Origin of the sequence: Neobacillus sp. FSL H8-0543 (assembly GCF_038592905.1) — a bacterium.
In the GTDB taxonomy this organism is placed as follows: Bacteria; Bacillota; Bacilli; order Bacillales; family Cytobacillaceae; genus Neobacillus.
The window spans coordinates 3,857,173-3,880,272 of the sequence record NZ_CP151943.1; the positions used below are offsets into that span (position 1 = coordinate 3,857,173).

At 38.2% G+C, this 23,100-nt stretch carries 28 protein-coding genes, 1 tRNA gene and 1 pseudogene; 19 read left to right on the forward strand and 11 right to left on the reverse strand.

The window, feature by feature from the left end; genetic code table 11:
• Positions 1 to 29: 29 nt before the first annotated feature.
• Positions 30 to 770: a bis(5'-nucleosyl)-tetraphosphatase PrpE gene (gene prpE, locus NSS81_RS19365; RefSeq protein ID WP_342430269.1), complete on the reverse strand. Its 741-nt coding sequence runs from the start codon at positions 768 to 770 to the stop codon at positions 30 to 32.
• 112 nt (positions 771 to 882) lie between these two features.
• On the opposite strand from prpE, the gene NSS81_RS19370 reads away from it, so the two are divergent.
• The 3 genes from NSS81_RS19370 to NSS81_RS19380 all read left to right on the forward strand — a co-directional run bounded on the left by NSS81_RS19370 (position 883) and on the right by NSS81_RS19380 (position 4,226).
• The gene (locus tag NSS81_RS19370) at positions 883 to 2,730 is read left to right on the forward strand and encodes a monovalent cation:proton antiporter family protein (RefSeq protein WP_342430270.1); all 1,848 of its coding nucleotides are present in this window, start codon (positions 883 to 885) and stop codon (positions 2,728 to 2,730) included.
• 102 nt (positions 2,731 to 2,832) lie between these two features.
• On the forward strand, positions 2,833 to 3,603 hold the full coding sequence (gene fabI / locus NSS81_RS19375) for an enoyl-ACP reductase FabI (RefSeq protein WP_342430271.1): 771 nt from the start codon (positions 2,833 to 2,835) through the stop codon (positions 3,601 to 3,603).
• Between the two features lie 122 nt (positions 3,604 to 3,725).
• Positions 3,726 to 4,226, forward strand: a complete 501-nt coding sequence (locus tag NSS81_RS19380) for a CotO family spore coat protein (protein ID WP_342430272.1) — start codon at positions 3,726 to 3,728, stop codon at positions 4,224 to 4,226.
• Positions 4,227 to 4,289: 63 nt separating this feature from the next.
• Here NSS81_RS19380 and NSS81_RS19385 read toward each other — a convergent pair whose 3' ends face one another.
• Complete coding sequence (locus tag NSS81_RS19385) at positions 4,290 to 4,802, reverse strand: CotY/CotZ family spore coat protein (RefSeq protein WP_342430273.1); 513 nt, start codon at positions 4,800 to 4,802, stop codon at positions 4,290 to 4,292.
• Positions 4,803 to 4,928: 126 nt separating this feature from the next.
• On the opposite strand from NSS81_RS19385, the gene NSS81_RS19390 reads away from it, so the two are divergent.
• The 7 genes from NSS81_RS19390 to NSS81_RS19420 all read left to right on the forward strand — a co-directional run bounded on the left by NSS81_RS19390 (position 4,929) and on the right by NSS81_RS19420 (position 8,588).
• On the forward strand, positions 4,929 to 5,282 hold the full coding sequence (locus NSS81_RS19390) for a DUF1360 domain-containing protein (protein WP_342430274.1): 354 nt from the start codon (positions 4,929 to 4,931) through the stop codon (positions 5,280 to 5,282).
• Between the two features lie 314 nt (positions 5,283 to 5,596).
• Positions 5,597 to 6,064: a YhcN/YlaJ family sporulation lipoprotein gene (locus NSS81_RS19395; RefSeq protein ID WP_342430275.1), complete on the forward strand. Its 468-nt coding sequence runs from the start codon at positions 5,597 to 5,599 to the stop codon at positions 6,062 to 6,064.
• 12 nt (positions 6,065 to 6,076) lie between these two features.
• Positions 6,077 to 6,556: a stage V sporulation protein AC gene (gene spoVAC, locus NSS81_RS19400; RefSeq protein WP_342430276.1), complete on the forward strand. Its 480-nt coding sequence runs from the start codon at positions 6,077 to 6,079 to the stop codon at positions 6,554 to 6,556.
• Entirely contained in the window at positions 6,557 to 7,582 is a 1,026-nt protein-coding gene (spoVAD, locus tag NSS81_RS19405) for a stage V sporulation protein AD (RefSeq protein WP_342430277.1), read from the forward strand.
• 5 nt (positions 7,583 to 7,587) lie between these two features.
• On the forward strand, positions 7,588 to 7,944 hold the full coding sequence (gene spoVAE, locus NSS81_RS19410; protein ID WP_342430278.1) for a stage V sporulation protein AE: 357 nt from the start codon (positions 7,588 to 7,590) through the stop codon (positions 7,942 to 7,944).
• 102 nt (positions 7,945 to 8,046) lie between these two features.
• Positions 8,047 to 8,166, forward strand: coding sequence for a YjcZ family sporulation protein (locus tag NSS81_RS19415; protein ID WP_342430279.1), 120 nt, complete (start codon positions 8,047 to 8,049; stop codon positions 8,164 to 8,166).
• Between the two features lie 167 nt (positions 8,167 to 8,333).
• On the forward strand, positions 8,334 to 8,588 hold the full coding sequence (locus tag NSS81_RS19420) for a stage VI sporulation protein F (RefSeq protein ID WP_342430280.1): 255 nt from the start codon (positions 8,334 to 8,336) through the stop codon (positions 8,586 to 8,588).
• A 110-nt stretch (positions 8,589 to 8,698) separates the two neighbouring features.
• On the opposite strand, the gene NSS81_RS19425 is transcribed toward NSS81_RS19420, so the two are convergent.
• From NSS81_RS19425 to NSS81_RS19445, 5 genes are all read right to left on the reverse strand, one after another.
• Positions 8,699 to 11,002 carry a UvrD-helicase domain-containing protein gene (locus NSS81_RS19425; RefSeq protein WP_342430282.1) on the reverse strand — a complete coding sequence of 768 codons (2,304 nt, stop codon included), beginning with the start codon at positions 11,000 to 11,002 and terminating at the stop codon, positions 8,699 to 8,701.
• Positions 11,003 to 11,127: 125 nt separating this feature from the next.
• Complete coding sequence (locus NSS81_RS19430; protein ID WP_342430283.1) at positions 11,128 to 11,550, reverse strand: GNAT family N-acetyltransferase; 423 nt, start codon at positions 11,548 to 11,550, stop codon at positions 11,128 to 11,130.
• Between the two features lie 6 nt (positions 11,551 to 11,556).
• Entirely contained in the window at positions 11,557 to 12,066 is a 510-nt protein-coding gene (locus NSS81_RS19435) for a YjcG family protein (protein ID WP_342430284.1), read from the reverse strand.
• A gap of 117 nt (positions 12,067 to 12,183) precedes the next feature.
• Positions 12,184 to 12,906 (reverse strand): esterase family protein, encoded by a 723-nt coding sequence (locus NSS81_RS19440; protein ID WP_342430285.1) that lies wholly within the window; start codon positions 12,904 to 12,906, stop codon positions 12,184 to 12,186.
• 77 nt (positions 12,907 to 12,983) lie between these two features.
• Complete coding sequence (locus NSS81_RS19445; RefSeq protein ID WP_342430286.1) at positions 12,984 to 13,202, reverse strand: hypothetical protein; 219 nt, start codon at positions 13,200 to 13,202, stop codon at positions 12,984 to 12,986.
• 166 nt (positions 13,203 to 13,368) lie between these two features.
• Between NSS81_RS19445 and NSS81_RS19450 the strand changes: the two genes are divergently transcribed.
• A tRNA-Val gene (locus NSS81_RS19450) sits at positions 13,369 to 13,440 on the forward strand.
• Positions 13,441 to 13,629: 189 nt separating this feature from the next.
• On the opposite strand, the gene NSS81_RS19455 is transcribed toward NSS81_RS19450, so the two are convergent.
• The 4 genes from NSS81_RS19455 to NSS81_RS19470 form a co-directional block, all read right to left on the reverse strand.
• On the reverse strand, positions 13,630 to 13,830 hold the full coding sequence (locus tag NSS81_RS19455; protein WP_342430287.1) for a hypothetical protein: 201 nt from the start codon (positions 13,828 to 13,830) through the stop codon (positions 13,630 to 13,632).
• 292 nt (positions 13,831 to 14,122) lie between these two features.
• Complete coding sequence (locus NSS81_RS19460; RefSeq protein WP_342430288.1) at positions 14,123 to 14,869, reverse strand: amino acid ABC transporter ATP-binding protein; 747 nt, start codon at positions 14,867 to 14,869, stop codon at positions 14,123 to 14,125.
• A 15-nt stretch (positions 14,870 to 14,884) separates the two neighbouring features.
• A complete protein-coding gene (locus tag NSS81_RS19465; RefSeq protein WP_342430289.1) occupies positions 14,885 to 15,544 on the reverse strand; it encodes an amino acid ABC transporter permease in 660 nt (219 codons plus the stop codon).
• A gap of 64 nt (positions 15,545 to 15,608) precedes the next feature.
• On the reverse strand, positions 15,609 to 16,388 hold the full coding sequence (locus tag NSS81_RS19470) for an amino acid ABC transporter substrate-binding protein (protein ID WP_342430290.1): 780 nt from the start codon (positions 16,386 to 16,388) through the stop codon (positions 15,609 to 15,611).
• 458 nt (positions 16,389 to 16,846) lie between these two features.
• On the opposite strand from NSS81_RS19470, the gene NSS81_RS19475 reads away from it, so the two are divergent.
• The 8 genes and pseudogenes from NSS81_RS19475 (at position 16,847) to NSS81_RS19510 (ending at position 23,092) form a co-directional block, all read left to right on the forward strand.
• Positions 16,847 to 17,383: a CueP family metal-binding protein gene (locus tag NSS81_RS19475; protein ID WP_342430291.1), complete on the forward strand. Its 537-nt coding sequence runs from the start codon at positions 16,847 to 16,849 to the stop codon at positions 17,381 to 17,383.
• 465 nt (positions 17,384 to 17,848) lie between these two features.
• Entirely contained in the window at positions 17,849 to 19,798 is a 1,950-nt protein-coding gene (locus tag NSS81_RS19480; protein WP_342430292.1) for a CoA-disulfide reductase, read from the forward strand.
• 22 nt (positions 19,799 to 19,820) lie between these two features.
• Positions 19,821 to 19,940 (forward strand): annotated as a pseudogene (locus NSS81_RS19485) (metal-sensitive transcriptional regulator); the annotation flags it as partial.
• 123 nt (positions 19,941 to 20,063) lie between these two features.
• Complete coding sequence (locus NSS81_RS19490; RefSeq protein ID WP_342430293.1) at positions 20,064 to 20,543, forward strand: DsrE/DsrF/DrsH-like family protein; 480 nt, start codon at positions 20,064 to 20,066, stop codon at positions 20,541 to 20,543.
• Between the two features lie 50 nt (positions 20,544 to 20,593).
• Positions 20,594 to 20,956: a rhodanese-like domain-containing protein gene (locus tag NSS81_RS19495; protein ID WP_342430294.1), complete on the forward strand. Its 363-nt coding sequence runs from the start codon at positions 20,594 to 20,596 to the stop codon at positions 20,954 to 20,956.
• A 28-nt stretch (positions 20,957 to 20,984) separates the two neighbouring features.
• Positions 20,985 to 21,281: a rhodanese-like domain-containing protein gene (locus NSS81_RS19500; RefSeq protein ID WP_342430295.1), complete on the forward strand. Its 297-nt coding sequence runs from the start codon at positions 20,985 to 20,987 to the stop codon at positions 21,279 to 21,281.
• A 53-nt stretch (positions 21,282 to 21,334) separates the two neighbouring features.
• Positions 21,335 to 21,910: a sulfurtransferase TusA family protein gene (locus NSS81_RS19505; protein ID WP_342430296.1), complete on the forward strand. Its 576-nt coding sequence runs from the start codon at positions 21,335 to 21,337 to the stop codon at positions 21,908 to 21,910.
• A 54-nt stretch (positions 21,911 to 21,964) separates the two neighbouring features.
• A complete protein-coding gene (locus NSS81_RS19510; protein ID WP_342430297.1) occupies positions 21,965 to 23,092 on the forward strand; it encodes an MBL fold metallo-hydrolase in 1,128 nt (375 codons plus the stop codon).
• Positions 23,093 to 23,100: the final 8 nt, after the last annotated feature.

Sequence of the window (23,100 nt, forward strand, 5' to 3'; positions counted from 1 at the left end):
GTAGGTATTTGTAGAAATTTCATCACTTTTTAAGCAAAACTTTTAAACTTTTCCTCTATATATGGCATAGTAGAAGCTACCGAAACGGTTTCCATTTCTGGGTATCTAAGTGCCGTCAGCTTTCCACCAAAGACAGCTCCTGTATCTATGTTTATGGTATTGTTGATTGTTCTGGGCTCTCTTACTGGTGTATGACCATATACGATGGTCGCAGTGCCTGTATACTCCTTAGCCCAATCCCTTCTAATTGGGGAGCCATCAGGATGTTTTTCACCGGTAATATCTCCATAAAGGACAAAGGTTTTCACTTTTGAATTTGATTTGCCAATCAAGTCTTCGTTAATTCCTGCATGAGCAATAACAAGCTTCTTTTTGTCTAATACTAAATGCAGTGGGACACCTTCATATAGTTCAATAAATTTATTGCGGATGGAATGCTGCTCACGCTTGTTTAATGATTTATACTCGGCAACCGTTGTTTCAAGTCCATGTGTTTCCTGAACCTTGCGACCGAGAAAATAGCGATATAGTTTATTGCAATGGTTTCCTGGTGTGTAATAGGCTTTTTTCTGGTCCATGACGAGACGCCAAACTATTTCTGCCACCTGTAATGAAGCAGGACCCCGATCGGTTAAATCGCCAACAAAACCTAACACCCTTTGATCAGGGTGAAGCGGTATCCCGCTATCCCAGTAATAGCCGAGCTGAACTGTAAGCTTTTTGAATTCTGGTAAACAACCATGGATGTCTCCGATGATATCAATTTTCATTGGATGGTTACTTCCTTTCGTTAAACGGACGCTTGCGCCTTTTGTTCTTTATTTTCTGTGTTTTTGTGTATTTTTATAAAAATTTCTTTTTTGTAGAGGAGGAGGATGAATCTTGGAGCAGCCTGCATCCGTACTTTCACTGTTAATTGTTGTAACCATTGCTTTTTTAACGCCTATTCTACTTCATCGGCTTAAATTAAATTTTATTCCGGTAGTTGTTGCCGAAATTATTATGGGGCTTGTCATTGGGAAAAGTGGGTTCGATGTCGTTCACGAAGATATGTGGCTATCAACACTTTCTACCCTTGGATTTATCTTTCTTATGTTTTTAAGTGGGCTAGAGATTGACTTTACCGCTTTCTCAGGAGGGAAAAGGCGTTCAGTATTACCAAATGGCAAGAAGGAACCTAATTCATTTCTAGCGGCAACGCTAATATTTATTGGAATATTTGTCTTTTCTCTTGGATTGTCTTATTTATTTGTACTTGCTGGATTTATTGACAGTGTATTCTTGATGACACTGATTATTTCGACCATATCCTTAGGGGTAGTCGTACCGACATTAAAAGAAGAAAACCTAATGAAGACAACAATCGGTCAAATTATCTTATTGGTTGCGGTTATTGCTGATTTAGTAACGATAATTCTGCTGGCAGTGTTTGTTTCCTTAAATGAATCAGGAGGAAATACATGGCTGCTTCTCATCTTGTTTGCTGCTGGTATCGTGCTGTATTTCATTGGAAAGCAATTTAAAAGTCGCCTCTTGCTTGAGTCGATGTCGAAGGGTACTGTGCAAATTGGAACGCGGGCAGTATTTATGCTCATTATTGTATTAGTTGGACTGTCTGAAACGGTGGGGGCTGAAAACATCCTTGGAGCTTTTCTGGCAGGAGTGTTGGTTTCATTACTTTCACCTAATCAGGAACTCATCCATAAGCTCGACTCTTTTGGCTATGGTTTTTTAATCCCGATTTTTTTCGTAATGATTGGTGTTGAGCTAGATATTTGGTCCTTATTTGCCGATAAAAAGCTTTTATTATTAATCCCGCTTTTATTAATTGGATTACTCCTATCGAAAATGATTCCTGTCTATCTGCTTAAAATTTGGTACAGCACGAAGATTGTTTTGGCTTCTGGATTTTTATTAACCTCTACATTATCACTCGTGATTGCGGCAGCTACTATTGGGGAACGGATGGGGATCATCACTGCTGAGATGAGCGGTACGCTTATGTTGGTAGCAGTCATTTCCTCAATTTTTACACCGATAGCTTTTAAAAAGCTGTTTCCTAAGGAAGCAGAAGTAGACAAAAAGGTTAAAATTTCCTTTATTGGGGCAAATCAAATGACACTCCCTGTTTCAAGAGAGTTAAAGTCTAGTTTATATGAACCGATGCTATATCATAAAAAAATGGAGAAATCTGAAAAGGAGATTGCTAACTCTGTCTTTGAATTAGTGGAAATTGAGGACTACACCTTGGACACCCTTGCGAAGACAGATGCCCTTCAATCGGATGTGATGGTAGTCTCAACGGGTGATCAGGAATTAAATGCGGCACTTTCAATTGCGATTAAAGCAAGGGGAGTCGACCGTGTGATTGCCAGGATTGAAAGACCAGAATTAGAAGAAAGCTTGCGTGAACAGAATATTGAGATATTCTCTGCCTTAAATGCAACAAAAGCACTGCTAAGGGCATTAATTGAATCTCCAAATGTAATCAATATCTTAACAAACAAGGAAACCGGATTATATGAAATAAATATGCTGAACGAACAGTTTGATGGAATGACGTTAAGAAGATTTCCCTTTACTGGTGATGTCATCATTGTAAGAATTTTTCGGGGCAAGGACTCACTAGTTCCTCATGGGGATACAGAGCTAATGCTAAACGATCGCTTGATTGTTACCGGGTCAAAGGAATACGTGGATGAGTTGAAACGGGAGTTGGAATTCTATTAGCTATCCTCAGTTAAGGTTAGATGCTTTTCATTTTTGACGGAGTAGTGTAAACTTAGTACCAAGTATTAATAACATGTGGTAATTAGGAGGAGAAATTTTAATATGAATCTCTCATTAGCTGGAAAAACATATGTCGTAATGGGTGTAGCCAATAAACGTAGTATTGCCTGGGGGATTGCCCGTTCATTGAATAGCGCAGGCGCTCGCTTAATTTTTACTTATGCAGGGGAAAGACTTGAAGGCAATGTACGTGAACTAGCAGAGTCACTTGAAGCAGAAGGTACACTTGTGCTGCCTTGTGATGTAACAAGTGACGAAGATATTGCAAGGTGCTTCGGTGAAATTAAAGAAGCCGTAGGAACCATTCACGGAGTCGCCCATTGCATTGCTTTTGCCAACAAAGAGGAATTGAAAGGCGAATATTTGAACACAACAAGAGAAGGCTTCCTGTTAGCGCATAATATCAGTAGCTATTCATTAACAGCAGTTGCAAAAGAGGCGAGAGGATTGCTGACTGAAGGCGGAAGCATTGTGACACTTACCTATTTAGGCGGCGAGCGTACCCTGCCAAACTATAATGTCATGGGTGTAGCAAAAGCTTCGCTTGATGCAAGTGTTCGTTACCTAGCTGCTGACCTTGGAAAAGAAGGTATTCGTGTTAATTCCATCTCTGCTGGTCCAATCCGAACGTTATCAGCAAAAGGGGTTGGTGATTTCAATGAGATCACAAGGGTGGTTGAGGAAAGAGCGCCACTGAGACGGGCAACAACGACAGAAGAAGTCGGTGACACGGCATTATTCCTATTCAGTGAACTTTCACGCGGAATTACGGGAGAAAACATCCACGTCGATTCGGGGTATCATATTTTATAAGCATCGGGGCCTGCTATTAATTTAGCAGGCCCTTTTGAGTGTGTTTTTTTTATTGGACAAGAACGAGGGTAGGTAATTGGCATACATATAGAGGGAAGGCTTATGTATTGGAGGTGTTTTGCGTGGAGGAAAAGACAAAACGAGGCCCATTATTATATATTTCGCAAACTTTTTCAGTAGTTCCTGCCAACAATATGCAGGAGGTATTTACCAGCAGGCAGGAGCTTCAGATACCTGCTGAAGAACCACAGCCAAAAGAGGAAAAAAACAAGAAAAAAGCGTTTGAAGTCTCACTTGAGAAAGCACAACTTTCAGAAAAGACAAAGAAAGAGAAAGCTGAGTCTACAGAAGTTCAGAAGAAAGTTGAAAAACATCGGCATTCGTTTAGTAAAGTCAAAAGTTTTAAGGAAATGAACGTATGCGAGCGTTTGGAGTATCTGGGGAATTTCCCGAAATCTTTGTCGCCTGTCCCATGTGTATTTTATACGGAAGAAAAGAATTATCAAGGTTATTTGCTGTCATACACAGAAAATGAAGTAACCATTCAAATTCCGAATCAAACATCAGAGACCATTCCTGCTAATCAAATAACCAATGTTATCATGATTGGGTTAAAAAGGTAAATAAAAAAGCCAGCCGGATTTATCGACTGGCTCATTTCATTTTCCTGTAGTAGTCCTAAAATCTTAGTCACAAAGACCAAGGTTTACATCGGCAATACATTGTATTGCACAGAAACATGTTAAATCAACCGTGATACAGTCATTGCTAGCACGGAAACGCTCAACCTGACAAACTCTTTCAAGGTTAATACAGCATTTTTCTCCGCCTGCAACAAGGTTCACTGGGTGAAAGTTTCCACCTTCTCTGCGTCCTGGAATTAACACACGAAGTGTCGCACAGCAATTCTCAAATACTTCCTCTACACGGAAGAAAATCGATACGCATGCGTTATTTTCTCCACTAAAGAAAGCATGGAATGGTGAGCCATCAGCTGTTTTTAACACAAATACACGAGTGTCCACCGGTTCTCTTCTTGTCGGTGAAACTAATGAACCTAGCGGTTCCATAAAACAGCTGGGACAATCTGGACAATCATCATCTTCAACTGCGTTATCCTGGATTTCTTTTATTGCACGGACCACATCGCAAACACAATTTTTGCTGCGAAAGTCATCACTATTTCTGCCACAACCCATTTAAATACTCCTCCTTATCGTCAAATACATCTTACATTACTAACATATTTCAGAAGGCCAGCTTGGGTAACGGACAAACGCCTTATTTGCTAAAATTAGGCACTTATAGGGAAGGGACAAAGTGTAATGGATATAAATTTTTTGGATATTATACTATTGGCATTAGCCTGTTTTCGGCTAACACGGCTAATTGTTTTTGATAAAATAACAGAGTTCCTCCGTACTCCTTTTTTTGATGAAATAGAGGAAGAAAATGAGGAGGGAATGATTGAGGTTTATTACTCTCCAAAAAGCACTCCTGTTAAAAAGTTTTTCGGTGAACTTCTCAGTTGTTATTGGTGTACAGGAGTTTGGGTGTCAACTGGATTGGTTTTAGGTTTCTTGTATCTCTCAACTTTGTTTATGCCCATTATACTTATTGCCGCCATTGCTGGATTAGCATCAATCCTGGAATCACTTCTCCAAATTTGGATTGATTAAAATTGCTTAAAAATAGTCTTTTGATGAGACAAGATTATTTTTGCGAGCATATTCTAATTAGTAGTCAAGCGTTAATAAGGAGATGAGAACATGAATAAGCAAAAACAGAGTAAGAAAGTAGCTGGTTCACAAACACAAAGGCCTGTTAAGAAAAAAGGCTGCGGCTGCGGAAAAAAAACACAAAGATAAGGATTAAAACTGCTAGGGAGTAGCCTAGCAGTTTTTTTATTTGCTATTTAGTCATATTTTTCGTCAATGTCGAAAAAACTACTATGTAGTAGTTACTTTAAAAATGGACTAAGGAAGGATAAGAAATGATCCGAATGAAACGACTGATTGCAGTAACAAGTTTTTTTCTATTGGCCGCCTGTAGCCAAAATCAACAAGCAAATGAAAGTCAACTGGCGCTAATGAAAACGACGAACCCAAGCCCAGTAGTGACGAAACAAAATAGCAATCATGACCGCGTTAAAAAAATTGAAAAAGAAGTAAGTGACATCAATGAGATTTATGATGTTGCCGTAGTAGAAGGGAATAAGGAAACGCTGGTTGTTTATAAGGTAAAACATATGCAGCGGTTTAGAATGAAAAAGATCGAAAAAGACCTTAACAAAATGCTTGAAGAAAGGTTTCCAAAAGAAGACTTTGTTGTATCAAGTGATTATAAAATTTTTTTAGAGGTTATCCGGCTAAATGAGAGGATGGAAAAAGGAAATGTATCTGACAGAAAAGCGGAGAAACGGCTAAATGAACTTGTAAAAATGACAACGGATATGAAGTAAGAAAGGAAGAATATGGTGGCAAACAAACAAAAAAAAATGACGCCTCAGCAGCAAAAGTACCAGCAGATGCAACAAAAGCATGAATTGAAGAGACCGGTTTTGAAGAATTGCTTTAGAGCCTTTTGGGTTGGTGGCGTGATCTGTGCAATTGGCCAAGCCATTAGTTATTTTTATATTTACTTTTTCCACTTTACAGAACAAAATGTCGGTAATCCCACTGTTGCCACAATGGTATTCTTATCCATGCTCCTGACCGGCTTTGGTGTGTATGACCGCCTTGGCCAATTTGCTGGAGCAGGCAGTGCGGTGCCTGTCACCGGTTTTGGAAATGCAGTTATTTCTGCAGCGATTGAGCATCGGACAGAGGGGTTTGTCTTAGGTGTCGGCGGGAATATGTTTAAGCTAGCTGGTTCAGTGATTCTTTTCGGTGTTTTTTCCGCCTTTGTTGTTGCATTAATTAAGACGTTACTGGGAATGTGGGGGGTTTTGTAATTGTTAAAAGGGCATCAATCTTGGATTTTCACAAACCGGCCGATGATCGCTGCAACGGGCGTTACTGGCGGTCCTTTTGAAGCGAATGGCAATTTAGCAGATGACTTTGATATCTTACATGAGGATTTATGGATGGGGAGTGACTCTTACGAAAAGGCGCATCGGTTACTAATTGAAGAGGCGATCACGGCAACCTTAGAAAAAGGTAAAATTGACAAAGAAAAGATACAATTTTTATTTGCCGGAGATTTAATTAATCAAATTACACCCACAAGCTTCGCCGCAAGGACGATGAAAATCCCCTATTTCGGTTTGTTTGGTGCTTGCTCAACTTCTATGGAGGGTTTGGCCTTAGCTTCCTTCGTTGTCAATTATCAAGGGGCGAGTTATGTGTTAACAGGCGCATCAAGCCATAATGCGGCCGTAGAAAAGCAATTCCGTTATCCAACTGAATATGGCGGACAGAAGCCGCCGACCGCGCAGTGGACGGTTACCGGGGCAGGTATAGCCCTAGTTACTTCCAATGATCCAACACAGCAGCAGCCCGTCACGACATCAGCAACGATTGGAAGGGTAATTGACATGGGTTTATCGGATCCATTTAATATGGGAGGGGCAATGGCTCCGGCCGCTGCAGATACGATTATCGCCCATTTTCGTGATTTGGAAATAGATCCTTCCTATTATGACTTAATTCTCACAGGCGACCTGGGAAGAATCGGACATGACACTGCGTTTGAACTAATCAATAAAAGTGGGCTAAGCCTTACACGCGGGCAATTTCAGGATTGTGGTTTACTCATGTATAAAGAGGACCAACCTGTTCTGGCTGGCGGAAGTGGGGCGGCTTGTTCGGCAACGGTACTTTATGGGCATATCCTAAATCAAATGAAGAACGGTAGGTATAAAAGGATTCTAGTTGTAGCTACGGGCGCTCTATTATCACCATTAAGCTTTCAACAGAAAGAATCCATTCCGTGTATCGCACATGCTGTCGCAATTGAAATGAATGAAGTGGGGAGGTAATCGTTTTGTTAGCAATGTTTTTCTGGGCGTTTGTCGTTGGTGGATTGTTTTGCGTGATCGGCCAACTGTTATTTGATGTTGCCAAGCTAACACCAGCGCATACATTAAGTCTGCTTGTTGTAGCTGGGGCCATTTTGGATGGCTTTGGATTATATGAACCGTTAGTCGATTTTGCAGGAGCCGGTGCTACCATCCCAATCACCAGTTTTGGAAACTCCTTAGTGCATGGTGCAATGCAGGATGCAGAAGTTCATGGAATCATTGGGGTGTTAACTGGAATGTTCCAGGTAACCAGCTCGGGAATTTCAGCCGCGATTGTTTTTGGATTTATCGGTGCTTTGCTTTTTAAACCAAAGGGATAAAAAAATGGCTTTAAACGGAGGCTCATTTTCTAAGTGCCTAGTACGCTTTGCTGATTATTCTCATATGTTATTAATGAGACTTATGAAGTGAGGTGACATTTTATGTTCTGTGGCGGATATGGCGGCTATGGCGGCGGATATGGCTATGGCGGCGGATCAACTTTTGTATTGATCGTCGTATTATTCATTCTGTTAATCATTGTCGGTGCTAGCTTTTATTAAGAAATTGCCGATGATTGCAATGAAGAAGGGGTTGGCCACAAAGGTGGCCAGCCTTTTCTTTAATTCTTTAGCCCGGGTTTTGGAAGGTATTAGCCTTTTCTATTCACCTTTTTGAGCGTTCCTTCATACACTATAAAGTAGTTTATAAAGGAGCGTGAATTTTAAATATGGATAACGGGTTCTTTAAAAACGTTGAGAAGAAAACGGGAGTCAATATGAGTGATATCTTGGAATTAGCCAATTCGCTGCAAAATGCTAATTTTAAAGATGAAAAAACTGTCCGTAATGTCATTCGCCGCGTATCGCAAATTGCCAATAAACAAGTAAATAAAGAAACAGAGGATAAAATTGTTAAATCCATTGTCAATGATGGCAAACAGCTTGATTTTAATACTATTTCGAAAATGATTAATAAGAAATAATGGAAAAGGCAGCGAACTTGCTGCCTTTTTCCGTTCAAAGGAATGATTCTTCAAATATTATTTCTTTGAATGCCAGTTTCCGCTGTTTCTCCACGTAAAGGAACTTGTTATTATTGTTTTTTCTTTTTCAATAATGGTGCCAGAAACCGTGTAGGGTTTGCCTTTTTGCCTCTTCGGTGCTGTGGCACGGAGATAAATAACTCCTGTTTAGCTCGTGTCATTGCGACGTAAAAGAGTCTTCTTTCTTCTTCGAGGCCGGTAAAATCACCATTTCGGTAGCTATCTAGGGCATAGTCATGCGGTAGACTGCCATCGACTGCACCGATGATATATACGGTTTCATATTCCAAGCCTTTTGCCCGGTGAATCGTACTAAGGCTAATCGCATCCGTGAAATGCTTACTCAAATTTTTTATTTCCTTATTCATTGCAGACATATGCTCGGCGTGTGCCACAAATGCCTGAATGGACTCGAAGCTTTTTGCAGCCACTTTCAGGTCTTTCAGGTCATCCGACCCTTTTTCAAGCTGATTAGAGTCATTCCCCCGTTTCTTCAAAAACTCAAGAAAACCTATGTCTTTCTCAATCGTTTCTATAGCCTTCAGTGGAGAAGAAAATTTCAATGAACGAATCAGCTGTACCGCCTTTTTCAATTTCTTTTCTTGAAATTGATGCTTTGTTTTCAAATGTGATAGCGATTCCAGATAGCTGCAATCTCTCAGAATACTCTCCGCTTTTAAATCCTTCAACACTGTTTGTTTTAAAAATAACAACGGTAAAATATCTGATAAGGCGTGATGGTCCTCTTCATTTATGCTTATTCTTAGAAACGAAAGCGCACATCTAACGATATAACGATCATAAAAAGCCTCTGCATCGAGGTCGATTTTAAAAGGCAGGTTTGAACTTGCCAAGCGCTCAAATACTGCCCGCGAACCTGCATTTGTTCGGTAAAGTATCGAAAAATCAGCAGGATTTGCTCCTTGAGCAATTTTCGCTTGCAGGTCTGTCACAATCATCGTTGCTTCTTCCTCCTCATCATAAGGGAAAAAAAGCAAGGGAGGTGTATCTGAGGAAAACTGAGCCTTCATTTTTTTAGGTCTTCTAACTTTATTCTTCGCAATCATTTCATTAGCGGAGGAAACGATTTCGTGTGATGAGCGGTAGTTTTGTTCAAGTGTGACAAGTTTTGCATAAGGGAAATCCTTTTCAAAATCAAGCAGATAGCTTGGATCACTTCCACGGAATGAATAAATCGACTGATCATCATCACCAACGGCACATACATTTCTATTTTTACCCGAAAGCAGTTTAATAAGTTCGTATTGGACCTTATTTACATCCTGAAATTCATCAATTAAAAAATAGTGGAAACGATTTTGGTATTGTTCAAGAAGTTCAGAGGTTGAACTGAGTAATTGATAACAGCCGATAAGCATGTCATCAAAATCAAAATATCCGCCATTTGTTTTGTATTCCTCATATTTCTTATAAAGGAACACGACCTTCTCTTCCCATTCGGAAGCAGGCTTCACCTCATGAGGTAAGACAAGCGAGTTTTTCCAAAAGCCGATTTGTTGAAGGGCTAAATCATAAGCAAACTCTTTTTCTGATAACTCAAGCTCTTTTCCAGCCTCTTTCAGTATTTTCTCCCGCTGCCATTCCTTCTTCAACAAGCGCTCTGAAGACCAGTTACTACCAGAATGAAACATCAGAATCCGATAAAAGATGCTGTGGAAGGTGCCTGTCACCAGTTGATTAATTTTTTCTCTTCGCATCTGCGGGTAGGAAAGAAGGCGATTCTTCATTTCAGTTGCGGCCTTTGATGTAAAGGTAACAAGCAAAATGGTGCGCGGGTCGATGTTTGCATCATTTAGCATATAGGCAGTTCGGGCGGTTAACACACGTGTTTTACCGCTTCCGGCACCAGCCAAGACCAATAATGACCCATTTATTTCGGTGACTGCTGTAGTTTGGCTTTGATCTAAAACTACGCCATTATCCGCAAGAGCCTTAAGATATCCGGATTGTTCAGTGTTGGTAACTGCAACTGCTTCTGCCTTTATAAAGGAAGCCTTACTCTCAATTGCTCTCGCTGGTCGAAATAAATCTGCACTTTTCTCTGATTTTATTATGGTGCGGCCTTGCGGAATTCGAAATCCATTCCGCTCTACATAGATGGTTTCCGTCTCGTTTTCGGTTACATCCACCGTAGGGATTAAGCAATCCTTCTCCGGTGAATTCACATGATAGAATCGTGGCTGACCCTGGATGCCAAGGAACAGACGCACCTTCTCATGACAAACAGGGCAGCTGAGGTCCCCGTTTTTTCCTGATAAATATATTTTTTGATATTGTTCCCGAGCTAATTGCTCCAGAACAATCTTTCGATTTTGGTATATAGCAGTTTTCATTTTTTAGCCTCTTTATCTGTGAGATACACAAACTCCATCATAACAAAAACCGCAAGTATCGAAAAGTGTTTGAATTATCCAAAGAAAAAGCACTTGCCGCTTAAATGGACAAGTGCTTTGTGAAATTAAACATGTTTAATCATTGTTCGATGGGGGATTCCTGCATCTAAAAATTCTTCAGATGCGACTTCATAGCCAAGACGCGAGTAAAAGGGAATAGCTTGTGTTTGCGCATTTAGCTTAAAGTTGTCAATCCCATTTTCCAGTGCATAGGTTTCGATTTTATTCATTAATGCTTTTCCTGTCCCCGTTTTTCTAGCTTCTTGTAACACACAAATTCGTTCTATCTTGCCGTAGCCGCCAACCACGCGTAATCGGCCAGCAGCAATGGGCGATCCCTCATCGTAGGCAACAAAATGAGTGGCTTCCTCTTCGAGAGTATCAATCTCTTCTTCAGGTGGGACATTTTGTTCATCAATAAAAACGGTTCTTCTAACCGAAAAAGCATCTTCCAATTCTTTTTCACTCTCTACAACTTTTACATTCACTTTATCTTATTCCTTTCCAAGCCTAAATGTTTCATATACAGTCCAGGATCCATTCTCTAATTGATAAAGAAGGTGGAACCGGTCAACAATTTCTTCGTGGTTGATCCTCGTCATCCTTAATGAGCCATAAACATCGGAGTGCTCATCATTGGATAATTTTTGACCAATCGTAATATGAGGGACAAAGGCGTATTCTTGAGTTTGCTCACTGAATAGTTCATTGATTTCTGAGTGCAGCTTGGTTAGCTCTTCGGTGGGATCTACTTTAAAATAGATGACATTATTAACTGGTTGGAAAGAGCTGATTTTGGACGTTTTTAATGGAAATGAGTTCGTATTCGCAGCGATTTGACGTAATTGTTCGGCCAGGTCAACGACCGCTTCCTCCGTTGCCTCAAAGCCCCTTAATGTTAGATGGGGAGAAATTAGTGCATAGTGAGGGTCATAACGCTTGCGATAGGAATTTGCTAAATCTTGAAGTTTCTTTGATGGAAAGATAACAACGCCAAATTTCATACATAAACCTCCAATTATCCATAATTATTCTGGTGATCATCAAGTAAAAAGGTCTTCTTGTTATTATAGCAAATTTTCAAATAATATAAAATGACATAAAACACGCTGAATCTAAAGTTAAAACATCATTTTAAGCGCACGTTTTAAATCAGGCTGCCAATAGGTCCAGGTATGGTCGCCATTAAATTCCTCATAAAAGTATGTAAAAGACTTTTGCATAAAGAAGTTTGATAGCTTACGGTTTGGTGTTAGGAAGTCACTAACTTTACCACTCGTTGTTTTGACTTCTGTTTCTTTGCTGCCAATCACATGATAAATATCTAACAGCTGTGATTCAGCAAAATTCTCAGTCATCTTAATCACCTGATCGTTGACGAATGGCGATTGTAGTAACACCTTGCCAAATGTATGAGGGTATTGAAGGGCTGTCATTAACGAGACTGTAGCACCTAAGGAGTCACCAATCATTGCTCTTGTAGAACCCATATGATAGGTGGGAAATTCTTTATCCAAGAATGGTACTAATTCATGGGCGAGAAATCTAATATATGGTTGATTTTGTTCACCGTTAGGATGATACTTCTTATGACGGTCCTCGACATTTTTATAGGGTATCCCAACGATTATAATATTTTCAATTTCTCGCTTATTTAGATACTCGTCTGCCAACCGGCCAATTCGGCCAAGCTGAAAATAATCCCTGCCATCCTGGGCAATTAACAGTGAGTATTTATATAAAGGAGAAAAATTAGCAGGCAAATAAATGAGGAGCTCCATTTCCTCACCGAGTTCCCTACTATGAAAGGTAAGTTCTTTTATCGTTCCTCTAGGAAAATCCATGCGGCAATCCCTCCAATGTTTCGTATATACAAAAGCATTTTATCATAAGTAAGGGGGAAATACCTTTTTGGTTTCTTTTAATGAAGATATCGTTTTTGTTGAGGGGGAAGAAGGGACAAAATACTTTCCCGACGAAAGGTGCGCATTTGTTTACGGAGCAGGCAATAAGCGCGGATATATTCACCATTCACTTCTTTGATTATCAATTTCCGCTGCGAAATCTGTTTGTCTCCGGAAAGGTAAATCATCTCTAACGGAATTTTTTCTTCGATCGCACGTAATAATAGCCCATCCATAATAAAGCCCACCTTTCTTGTTATATACTATTATTATATGCGAACATTCGTTCTTTAATCAATGGAACAAAAACAAATGTTCTTGTTTGTTGTTACCTGATCAATAGGAAAAACATATTGACATTCCATATATTTTAACTATAATTAAATATGTACCTTAATAAGAGATCTGATAGTTCAGCGGGAGAATACTACCTTGACAGGGTAGGGGTCGGGGGTTCGAATCCCTCTCAGATCATCAAACAGAGCCTTGGTAACCTTGCGTTATCAAGGCTTTTTCTATTTTTACATAGTTATCATTTGACTAGTACAGAATATGTTAATTTGAGTGCTAAATTACTTGCTAATTTCTATACGAAAGTTGTTAGGGAATGTAAAAAAACAAAAAAATAAAAGGAGTTACCTACTCCATTTTGGATGGAAGTTGTCAGCCACCTTCAATACAAGTTGCCGAAGAACTTCCTACAATATCATTTAATTTCTTGATTAGTGAATTAAGAATATTCCTCTCAACTACTTTTTCTAAGGCGACCTCTGAAATTGAAATATTGTGCTTTTGAAAGACATCTATGGTGTTTTCCCAAATCTCAATAATTGATTTTGATGACATATTTGGTTGGATGACCATAATAGCATTCTCCTTTTAAAGATTTTACTTTAAGTATATCATTTACCTAATATAGTCAAAATGATAAATAAGAATATATAAAAAGCAAGGTCCCAATAGACCTTGCTTTTTCATATGCTGATTATACTGCTAATTGCTCTGTTATTTTGGTTGGTATCTTTACAGCCTATGTACATGGAATATGCAAAGAACTAAAATTAAGACGAGTTAAAGAAGTTATGTATAGCTAAGAGTAAATTGAAGAGGCTGACGATTAGTTTTGAGTCGGCAGCCTTTTGTTATACATTTATTTTTAATTTAAACTTCGGTTTAAGAAGGATTTAGTACGTTGATGCTTTGGATTTGCAAATAGCTCAGATGGGTGGCTGGATTCAATGATTTCACCGTTATCCATGAACATTGCACGGTTGGCAACCTCCTTAGCAAAACCCATCTCATGCGTCACAACAATCATGGTCATGTGTTCCTCCGCCAACTGTTTCATTACTTGCAATACTTCCCCTGTCAGCTCTGGATCCAATGCGGAAGTTGGCTCATCAAATAGCAAAATTTCAGGGTTCATCATAAGAGCTCTAGCGATGGCAACTCTTTGTTTTTGACCCCCTGAGAGCTGTGATGGATATGCTGATGTATGACTAGTGAGCCCGATTTTAGCTAGGAGGGCATTGCTCCGCTGCTCGATTTCAGATGTAGATTCCTTCTTTACCATTTTCGGAGCAAGCTCTAAATTTTCTTTTACTGTTAGATGAGGAAACAGATTAAAGTGCTGAAAAACCATGCCCATCTTTCTCGTAATTTGTTTAATTTCTTGCTGTTTAGGGTAAATACCTTCCTTCACGAGATGTTGCCCCGACACGAGGATACTTCCACCGTCTATTTTTTCTAAATGGGCTAGACTGCGGAGCATCGTACTTTTTCCTGAACCGGAGGGGCCGATTACTGCAACCACATCATTTTTATTTACATCAAAAGTAATTTTTTTTAGAACATCTAACTTGCCATAAGACTTTTTTAAGTTGGATACTTCGATAATTGCCACATGCGCCACTCCTTTTTATTCAAACTTGAACCGTTTTTCGAGCCATTTAAAGAACATCGTTAAAACAAGTGTGATGATTAAATAAATAATACCAGCAACGAAAAACGGGACTATCGTAAAGTCACGATTAACAGCCGTCTGAGCAAAGTGTAATAATTCCGGAACAGCTACAGCATATAGAAGTGCAGTATCCTTAACCAATGTCACAGACTCATTGGCTACAGAAGGAAGGGCGATGCGGAACATTTGGGGCAGGATAATCCGTGAAAGTGTCTGCCACTTATTTAAACCAAGCACTTGAGAAGCTTCATATTGTCCTTTATCAATTGCCAGTAACCCCCCACGGAAAATTTCCGCGAAATAAGCGGTGTAGTTTAGGATAAATCCCAAACAAGCAGCTACAAATCGGTCTAGTACTAAGTATTCTCCAACGACCGGGAGCATCGGAAGTCCGAAACATATAAACAATAATTGCAATAATAGCGGTGTTCCACGCATGACATAAATATAAATAAGTGCAAGCAAAGATATAGGCTTGATACTGCTATTCACTGCCAAGGTTAACAGAAAGCCAAGTGGAATAGAAACCACAATGGCTATTAAAAACAACAGGACGGTCATTTGAGCTCCTTCGAGCATCGGTCCCAATATTGAAATCAAATAATCTACAGACATTTAGGATTCCTCCAAAACAAAACAGGGTTTCCCAGCGGAAATCCTGTTTTGCTTATATTTGCTATTAGTTTAATACTTTATTTTCACCAAACCATTTTTCTGAGATTTCTCCAGCAGTGCCGTCATCATTTAGTTCATCTAGAGCTTTTTGAAGCTTCTCCAGTAATTCTTCATTACCTTTTTTAACACCGATTCCATATTCTTCAGGTGCAAGAGATTCATTTAGCACTTTAAATGTTTCCTGCTCTTTTGTCATGTAATAATTGATAACAATTTCATCAATCACAACGGCATCAAGTCGACCGCTCTTGAGGTCAGTTAAGGCTTGAACATTATCGGAAAACTCTGTAACAGTTTTAATTTTTTCTTTAATTGGTGCGGCATTCAAGGCATCAGATGCGGAAGAAAGGGATTGCAAACCTACCACCTTTCCTTCTAAATCAGCAAGCTCAATAAGGTTTGAATCAGCCAATGTAACAACCACTTGAGCATTTTTTAAATAAGGCATTGTAAAAAGAACTTTTTCCTTTCGTTCATCTGTAATAGTGTAACCATTCCAAATAAGATCAATTCGACCGCTGCTCAACTCTGCTTCTTTTGTTTTCCAGTCAATGGGCTGGAATTTAGCTTCCGTACCCATTTTTTCTGCAACTGCTTTTGCATAGTCAATGTCAAAACCAACTATTTTATTTTTCTCATCTCTAAATCCCATTGGAGCAAATTTATCATCAATGCCAATTACTAGCGTGTTGTCTTCTTTGTCTGTTGACGATTTAGAAGAGCATCCTGTCACTATAGTAAAGATTGCTGCGATTACTAGAACCATTGTTGCTAAACGTTTCATAATAATAGGACCACCTTTATTTTGATTAATATTATACTTTAGCGCGTTACCATATTAGAACACTAACACAGCATAACACTATAATGTTTCAGAGAACAATAGTCTATTAAAAAGAAATTAAATTCAAAATATTATAAGAAAAACTTTGGATGTTTTCTTTATTTTAATGAGCTACTAGGAGAGAAGGCCTCTATACTTTGGGGTCTAGAGGATCTTTTTATTGTATTAATTCTCCTTATCTTTTTAAGTAATAATGTTAACTTATTCACAAAACAAACATAATTTCAATCTGTTTCTTCAAATGTTCTTCATAACTATTTACTATAGTTAAGGAGTATATTAAATGAAAAAATATGTCATTTATATATATATTGGAAAAAGTAAGCGGCACATATTGAAAGGAGAAAAGAAGGTATACTAGTTTTGTAGACAGAAAGGAAAAGGAAGTGAGACGTTTTATGAAGGCAAAAATTTTCCTACCAATTTTATTTATGTCAGCAGTATTAGTTGGTTGCGGACAAGCAGATTCCAATGAAGAAGCTTCTATAAAGGACAAAGAAGTTGAAAACATTGGAGAATTAGTAAGCGATTATAGTTCAAATAAAACAACAAACGATACAGCATCCATTACTTCTCAAGAGTTAATTATCAAGAAAAGTGATGGAAACGAGTTAGCTTATGACTTGTCAGAGGAAGACTTTTTCGTTTCTATTGCACCTTATGTTAATGAAACTCACCCTTGAACGAATCATAGCTTGACAGGTTGTCAAGGAGAGTTGATTGAAGAAGAGTTCGACGTATACATTGAAGATATGGATGGCAATGTAATAAAGGATGAAAAAGTGAAATCCCAAACGAACGGATTTTTGGACTTATGGCTTCCGCGTGATAAAAAATATCGAATAAAGATTGAGCATGATGGGAAAGTAACGGAATCAGAAATTTCTACCTTTGAGAATGACGGAACTTGTATTACAACTATGCAGTTAACGTAAAAACACCTATATTGGTATCGAATTCTGTTTAGAAGTACAAAACTTAATATCGCACACATAAAGACACCGTAATTAACACGGTGTTTTTTGTATTAGTTTGATTTAATGAAACAATCTTGACAGGGTAGGGGTCGGGGGTTCGAATCCCTCTCAGATCATCAAACAGAGCCTTGGTAACCTTGAGTTATCAAGTTTTTTTCTATTTTGCAAAGCTAATTTTTACTAATACGTATTGGTTGGTTGAAGATTAGGATAGGGCGGGTACCTTCCAATTTTTTATCATAATTAAATAGAATTTCAAAATTATGAAGGAATTGTGAACAAATGGAATAGAGTCTTTACATTATTTTTTTTCGGCTTATAATACCCTTATAGGTATAAACCTACAGGGGTATATCTTGAGATTAAATATAACGATAAAGATAGTTTATATACGAAGATATTCAAATATGGAGGGAAATTATTATGACTAAGAAAATTATCATTGTTGGTGGAGTTGCGGGTGGAGCTACAGCTGCAGCAAGATTAAGAAGAATTAGTGAAGATGTAGAAATTGTTCTAGTTGAACGTGGAGAGCATATTTCTTTTGCAAACTGCGGATTACCTTACTACATTGGCGAAACCATTAAGGATAGAAGTAAGTTGTTAGTACAAACCGCAAAAGGAATGTCAGATCGATTTAACCTTGATATTCGCAACTTAAGTGAAGTTTTGAGCATAGACACAGAAAACAAAAACGTTACGATTAAAAATCTACAAAATGGCGAAGTTTATGAAGAGTCTTATGACAAGCTATTATTATCTCCTGGAGCTAGACCAATCGTTCCTCCTATTCCTGGATTAGGAGAAAATATAACACTATTTACATTAAGAAATATTCCTGATACGGATAAAATCAAAAACCATGTAGATCACAATAATCCTAAAAAAGCTGTGATTGTCGGTGGTGGATTTATTGGAATTGAAATGGCTGAAAACCTCGCTGATAGAGGTATGGAAGTGACTCTTATTGAAATGGCTAATCAAATTATGGCACCAATCGATTATGAAATGGCTGCTATTTTGCACGCCCATTTAAAAGAAAAAGGGGTTCAGTTAATCCTAGAGAATGGTGTTCAATCCTTCGCAGATCAAGGCAATAAGGTTATCCTATCGGATGGAACGGAAATCCAAACAGATATGACCATTCTTTCAATCGGAGTTAGACCAGAAAATGAACTTGCTAAAACAGCAGGACTGGAATTGGGAGAGCGCGGAGGGATCGTTGTTAATGAATTCCTTCAAACTTCTAATGAAGATATATATGCTGTCGGTGATGCTGTCGAAGTGGTCGATTATATTAGTGGTACAAAGGCAATGATTCCACTTGCTGGACCTGCCAATCGACAAGGACGTATAGCTGCAAATAACATGATGGGTAAAAAAGAGAAGTATCAAGGAACATTAGGTACTTCGATTGCAAAGGTGTTTGATCTAACGGTGGCGGCTACTGGAAATAATGAGAAAACATTAAAGCGTTTAGGTGTTTCCTATGAAGTTGTTCATATTCATCCAAGTTCTCATGCCGGATATTATCCAGGGGCAGCACCGATTGCATTAAAATTAATTTTTAATAAAGAAACTGGAAAAATCTTTGGTGCTCAGGCAGTAGGCTCAGACGGTGTTGACAAGCGAATGGACGTAATTGCTACAGCTATTAAGGGTGGATTAACAGTTGAAGATTTAACGAATTTAGAATTATCTTATGCACCGCCATTTTCTTCAGCCAAAGATCCTGTAAATATGGCAGGCTATGTGGCGACGAATATCATGGAGGGTGAAATAGAACAAATCCAATGGCATGAGGTTGATCAAATTGTATCAGAAGGTGGACTTTTGATTGATGTTCGCGAACCAGTAGAACGTGAATTTGGTTTTATTGAAGGTTCAATTAATATCTCCCTAAACGACCTAAGAAATAAACTAACTGAAATCCCAATAGATAAGACTGTTTATGTAAGCTGTCAGGTTGGTTTAAGAGGATATTTAGCAAGTCGGATTCTAAAAAATAATGGTTACCATGTTAAAAACGTGGATGGCGGTTGGAAAACGTATTCTTCTGTATATGGAAGCAATATAAATAAAAATGTTGAGACGAAAACAAACGACCTTGGTGAAACAGAAATAGTTGAGGAACAAACACATGAAATAAAGGTAGATTCCGTTGTAGATGTTAGTGGTTTAGCATGTCCAATGCCAATAGTTAAATTAAAAAAAGGTATCGATTCATTGAAAAGCGGACAAGTCATAGAACTTCATGTAACTGACCGAGGTGCTTTAAATGACCTTCCAGCTTGGACCAAAAATGCAGGACATACAATATTAAATACAGAACAAGATGATAAACTCATTAAATTTTGGATTAAAAAGAAATAAAAGAAAGAGCATGATTTCGAAAATTGGAGTGATTGTTAGCTCTAATTTAGTTGAATGTGTACGTAAAGCAGATGAAACGAGTGAAAGGAATGCCGAGGATCTAATTAAAGAGGCAGTTAACCTATTGGTAAGAAGTCGTTAAAAAAGGGTTGACATCCTCTTATATTTTTATTACTATTATACCCATAGGGGTAACGGTAATAAAATATTTTTTTACTTCATTAAATACCCATATAGGTAATTTTATTTTAGGAGGTCATTAAAAATGACAGAAAAGAAAAAAACAACAATCGTCCTATTAAGTGGAGATTATGATAAAGCAATGGCAGCTTATATTATTGCAAATGGTGCAGCAGCTTATGATCATGAAGTAACAATTTTTCACACCTTCTGGGGATTAAATGCTTTACGAAAAGATGAAAGTATTTCAGTTGAAAAGGGATTTTTGGAGAAAATGTTTGCTAAAATGATGCCTAGAGGCGCAGAAAATATGGGATTATCAAGAATGAATTTTGCTGGATTTGGACCTAAGCTAATTAAGAAGGTAATGAAAAAGCACAATGCAATGCCACTAACTGAGCTGATTGAAATGTCACAGGAGCAGGATGTAAAGCTAATTGCCTGTACGATGACGATGGATTTACTAGGTCTTCATAAAGAAGAGCTTTTAGATAATATTGAATATGCAGGAGTTGCAGCCTATTTAGCAGAGGCTGAAGATGGGAACGTCAATCTGTTCATTTAATTTACATTGATATGGGGGAATATTTCCCCCAACTATAGGAGGGACTAGACTTGGATTATATAAATTACGTATTTATTGCACTTATCATTTTATTTATGGTTTATCGTTTCATGCCAACGAAAGGTGTACGAAATATTTCTACAGCAGAATTAAAAAATGAATTAAAGGATAAAAATAAATTGTTCATAGATGTAAGAACACCTGGGGAATATAAAGGAAATCACATTAGGGAATTTAAAAATATTCCACTTAATCTACTTGCACAAAAAGCGGAGAAAGAAATTTCAAACGACAAAGAAGTAATTGTTATTTGTCAAAGCGGAATGAGAAGTGGGCAAGCAAGTAAGCTATTAAAAAAGTTAGGCTATACAAAAGTAACGAATGTAAAAGGCGGCATGAACGCTTGGTCATAATAATATGAAAAAAGAGGAGGACCTTAAGATGAAAGCAATGACGGCAAAGGAAGTTGAACAATTATTAAATGAACAAAAAAAATTAGACATCATTGATGTACGCGAAGTGGATGAGGTTGCAGCTGGAAAAATACCAGGAGCCGTTAACATTCCTTTAGGACTGATCGAGTTCCGGATGCATGAGTTAGATAAATCAAAAGAATATATCATGGTTTGTCGCTCAGGTGGTAGAAGTGGTCGGGCATCACAATTTCTTGAATATCATGGATTTAAAATCCTTAATATGACAGGTGGAATGCTATCCTGGGAAGGCGTTGTAGAATAAATTTTTTTCAAAACAATAATACCCGCTTGGGTATAATAACAGGGGGATATCATATGGAAAACATGAAAGCAAACGTAATTTTAGACGCAAAGGGATTAGCATGTCCAATGCCAATAGTCAAAACAAAGAAGGCCATGAACGGGTTAGAGGCTGGTCAGGTATTGGAAGTACTAGCAACGGATAAGGGATCCAAGGCAGATTTAAAGGCATGGGCGGAAAGCACGGGTCATCAATACTTAGGTACATTAGAGGAAGGCGGGGTTTTAATGCACTACCTTAGAAAGTCCTCTAGTGACGACACAATCGAAAAAAAACACCCAACTGTGATCAACAATGAAGAGCTTGAAACAAAGCTAGAAAAGATGGATAACCTTGTTGTTTTAGATGTAAGAGAAACAGCAGAATATGCCTTTAATCATATTCCAAATTCGATTTCCATTCCTTTAGGGGAATTAGAAAACAGATTAGATGAAATAAGTAAAGAAACTGAAATTTATATTGTCTGCAGGACCGGAAATCGCAGTGACCTTGCAGCACAAAAGTTAACAGAAAAGGGATTTTCTAAAGTTACTAACGTAGTACCAGGGATGAGTCAATGGTCTGGTAAAACAACTAAAGTGAACCAATAGGATCAAACGTAATTATTTTTTTAAAATAAAATATACCGTAGGGGGTAAAATGGTATGGCTGTAAATAGTATGACTGCTAAAGAGGTAACGAAAAAGGTAATTAATAAGGAAGAATTATTTATTTTAGATGTTCGCAATGCGAGTGACTTTCAGGATTGGAAGATTGAAGGAGAAAACTTCGAGTATTTTAACATCCCTTATTTTGAGTTGCTAGATGGGGTTGAAGAGATTATGGATAAGATTCCATCTGATAAAGAAGTTTTAGTGGTGTGTGCAAAGGAAGGCTCATCTATTATGATTGCTGAAATGCTTTCAGAGGAAGGGCTATCGGTTTCATACCTAAAGGGTGGGATGAAAGCTTGGAGTGAACATTTAGAACCAGTTAAAGTTGGAAATTTAAAGAATGGTGGCGAAATGTACCAGTTTATACGGATTGGGAAAGGCTGTTTATCTTATATGGTTGTTTCGAAAGGTGAGGCTGCGATTATCGATGCCACACGTATGACTGACATTTATCTTGAATTTGCTGACAGTATTGGTGCGAAAATCACTCATGTTTTTGACACACACTTACATGCGGACCATATTTCCGGTGGAAGAAAGATTGCAGAAAAAACAGGCGCAACGTATTGGCTGCCTCCAAAGGATGCAACAGAAGTTACTTTTACCTATCAGCCATTAGAAGATGGAAACCTAGTAGAAATCGGAAAGGTGAAAATTGATATCACTGCGTTATATTCTCCAGGCCATACCATTGGATCGACTTCTTTTATTGTGGATGAAACGTACTTACTGTCAGGTGATATTTTGTTCATTGACTCTATTGGAAGACCAGATTTAGCTGGTTTAGCTCAGGATTGGGTCGGCGATTTAAGAGAAAGTCTATATAAACGCTACAGAGAACTGTCAGAGGAATTAGTTGTTCTTCCAGCTCACTTTATGATTATTGAAGAATTAAATGACGATGGTAGTGTTTCAGAAAAATTAGGAACATTATATGCTAAAAACCATGGTTTAAATATTGAAGACGAAAATGAATTTAGAAAAATAGTAACGGAAAACTTACCACCACAACCCAATGCCTATCAAGAGATTCGTGAAACGAATATGGGGAAAATTTACCCTGATGACGAGAAACAACGTGAAATGGAAATTGGACCAAATCGCTGTGCCGTTCGATAAGTACAAAA

Coding starts and splice junctions, on each gene's coding strand:
- NSS81_RS19435 (WP_342430284.1), bottom strand. CDS start 12,066: ATGAAATTTGGCGTTGTTATCTTTCCATCAAAGAAACTTCAAGATTTA.
- NSS81_RS19440 (WP_342430285.1), bottom strand. CDS start 12,906: ATGGATTTTCCTAGAGGAACGATAAAAGAACTTACCTTTCATAGTAGG.
- NSS81_RS19455 (WP_342430287.1), bottom strand. CDS start 13,830: ATGGTCATCCAACCAAATATGTCATCAAAATCAATTATTGAGATTTGG.
- NSS81_RS19385 (WP_342430273.1), bottom strand. CDS start 4,802: ATGGGTTGTGGCAGAAATAGTGATGACTTTCGCAGCAAAAATTGTGTT.
- NSS81_RS19500 (WP_342430295.1), top strand. CDS start 20,985: ATGAAAGCAATGACGGCAAAGGAAGTTGAACAATTATTAAATGAACAA.
- NSS81_RS19425 (WP_342430282.1), bottom strand. CDS start 11,002: ATGAAAACTGCTATATACCAAAATCGAAAGATTGTTCTGGAGCAATTA.
- NSS81_RS19415 (WP_342430279.1), top strand. CDS start 8,047: ATGTTCTGTGGCGGATATGGCGGCTATGGCGGCGGATATGGCTATGGC.
- NSS81_RS19465 (WP_342430289.1), bottom strand. CDS start 15,544: ATGTCTGTAGATTATTTGATTTCAATATTGGGACCGATGCTCGAAGGA.
- NSS81_RS19390 (WP_342430274.1), top strand. CDS start 4,929: ATGGATATAAATTTTTTGGATATTATACTATTGGCATTAGCCTGTTTT.
- prpE (WP_342430269.1), bottom strand. CDS start 770: ATGAAAATTGATATCATCGGAGACATCCATGGTTGTTTACCAGAATTC.
- NSS81_RS19505 (WP_342430296.1), top strand. CDS start 21,335: ATGGAAAACATGAAAGCAAACGTAATTTTAGACGCAAAGGGATTAGCA.
- spoVAC (WP_342430276.1), top strand. CDS start 6,077: ATGGTGGCAAACAAACAAAAAAAAATGACGCCTCAGCAGCAAAAGTAC.
- NSS81_RS19480 (WP_342430292.1), top strand. CDS start 17,849: ATGACTAAGAAAATTATCATTGTTGGTGGAGTTGCGGGTGGAGCTACA.
- NSS81_RS19470 (WP_342430290.1), bottom strand. CDS start 16,388: ATGAAACGTTTAGCAACAATGGTTCTAGTAATCGCAGCAATCTTTACT.
- NSS81_RS19490 (WP_342430293.1), top strand. CDS start 20,064: ATGACAGAAAAGAAAAAAACAACAATCGTCCTATTAAGTGGAGATTAT.
- fabI (WP_342430271.1), top strand. CDS start 2,833: ATGAATCTCTCATTAGCTGGAAAAACATATGTCGTAATGGGTGTAGCC.
- NSS81_RS19510 (WP_342430297.1), top strand. CDS start 21,965: ATGGCTGTAAATAGTATGACTGCTAAAGAGGTAACGAAAAAGGTAATT.
- NSS81_RS19445 (WP_342430286.1), bottom strand. CDS start 13,202: ATGGATGGGCTATTATTACGTGCGATCGAAGAAAAAATTCCGTTAGAG.
- NSS81_RS19420 (WP_342430280.1), top strand. CDS start 8,334: ATGGATAACGGGTTCTTTAAAAACGTTGAGAAGAAAACGGGAGTCAAT.
- NSS81_RS19395 (WP_342430275.1), top strand. CDS start 5,597: ATGATCCGAATGAAACGACTGATTGCAGTAACAAGTTTTTTTCTATTG.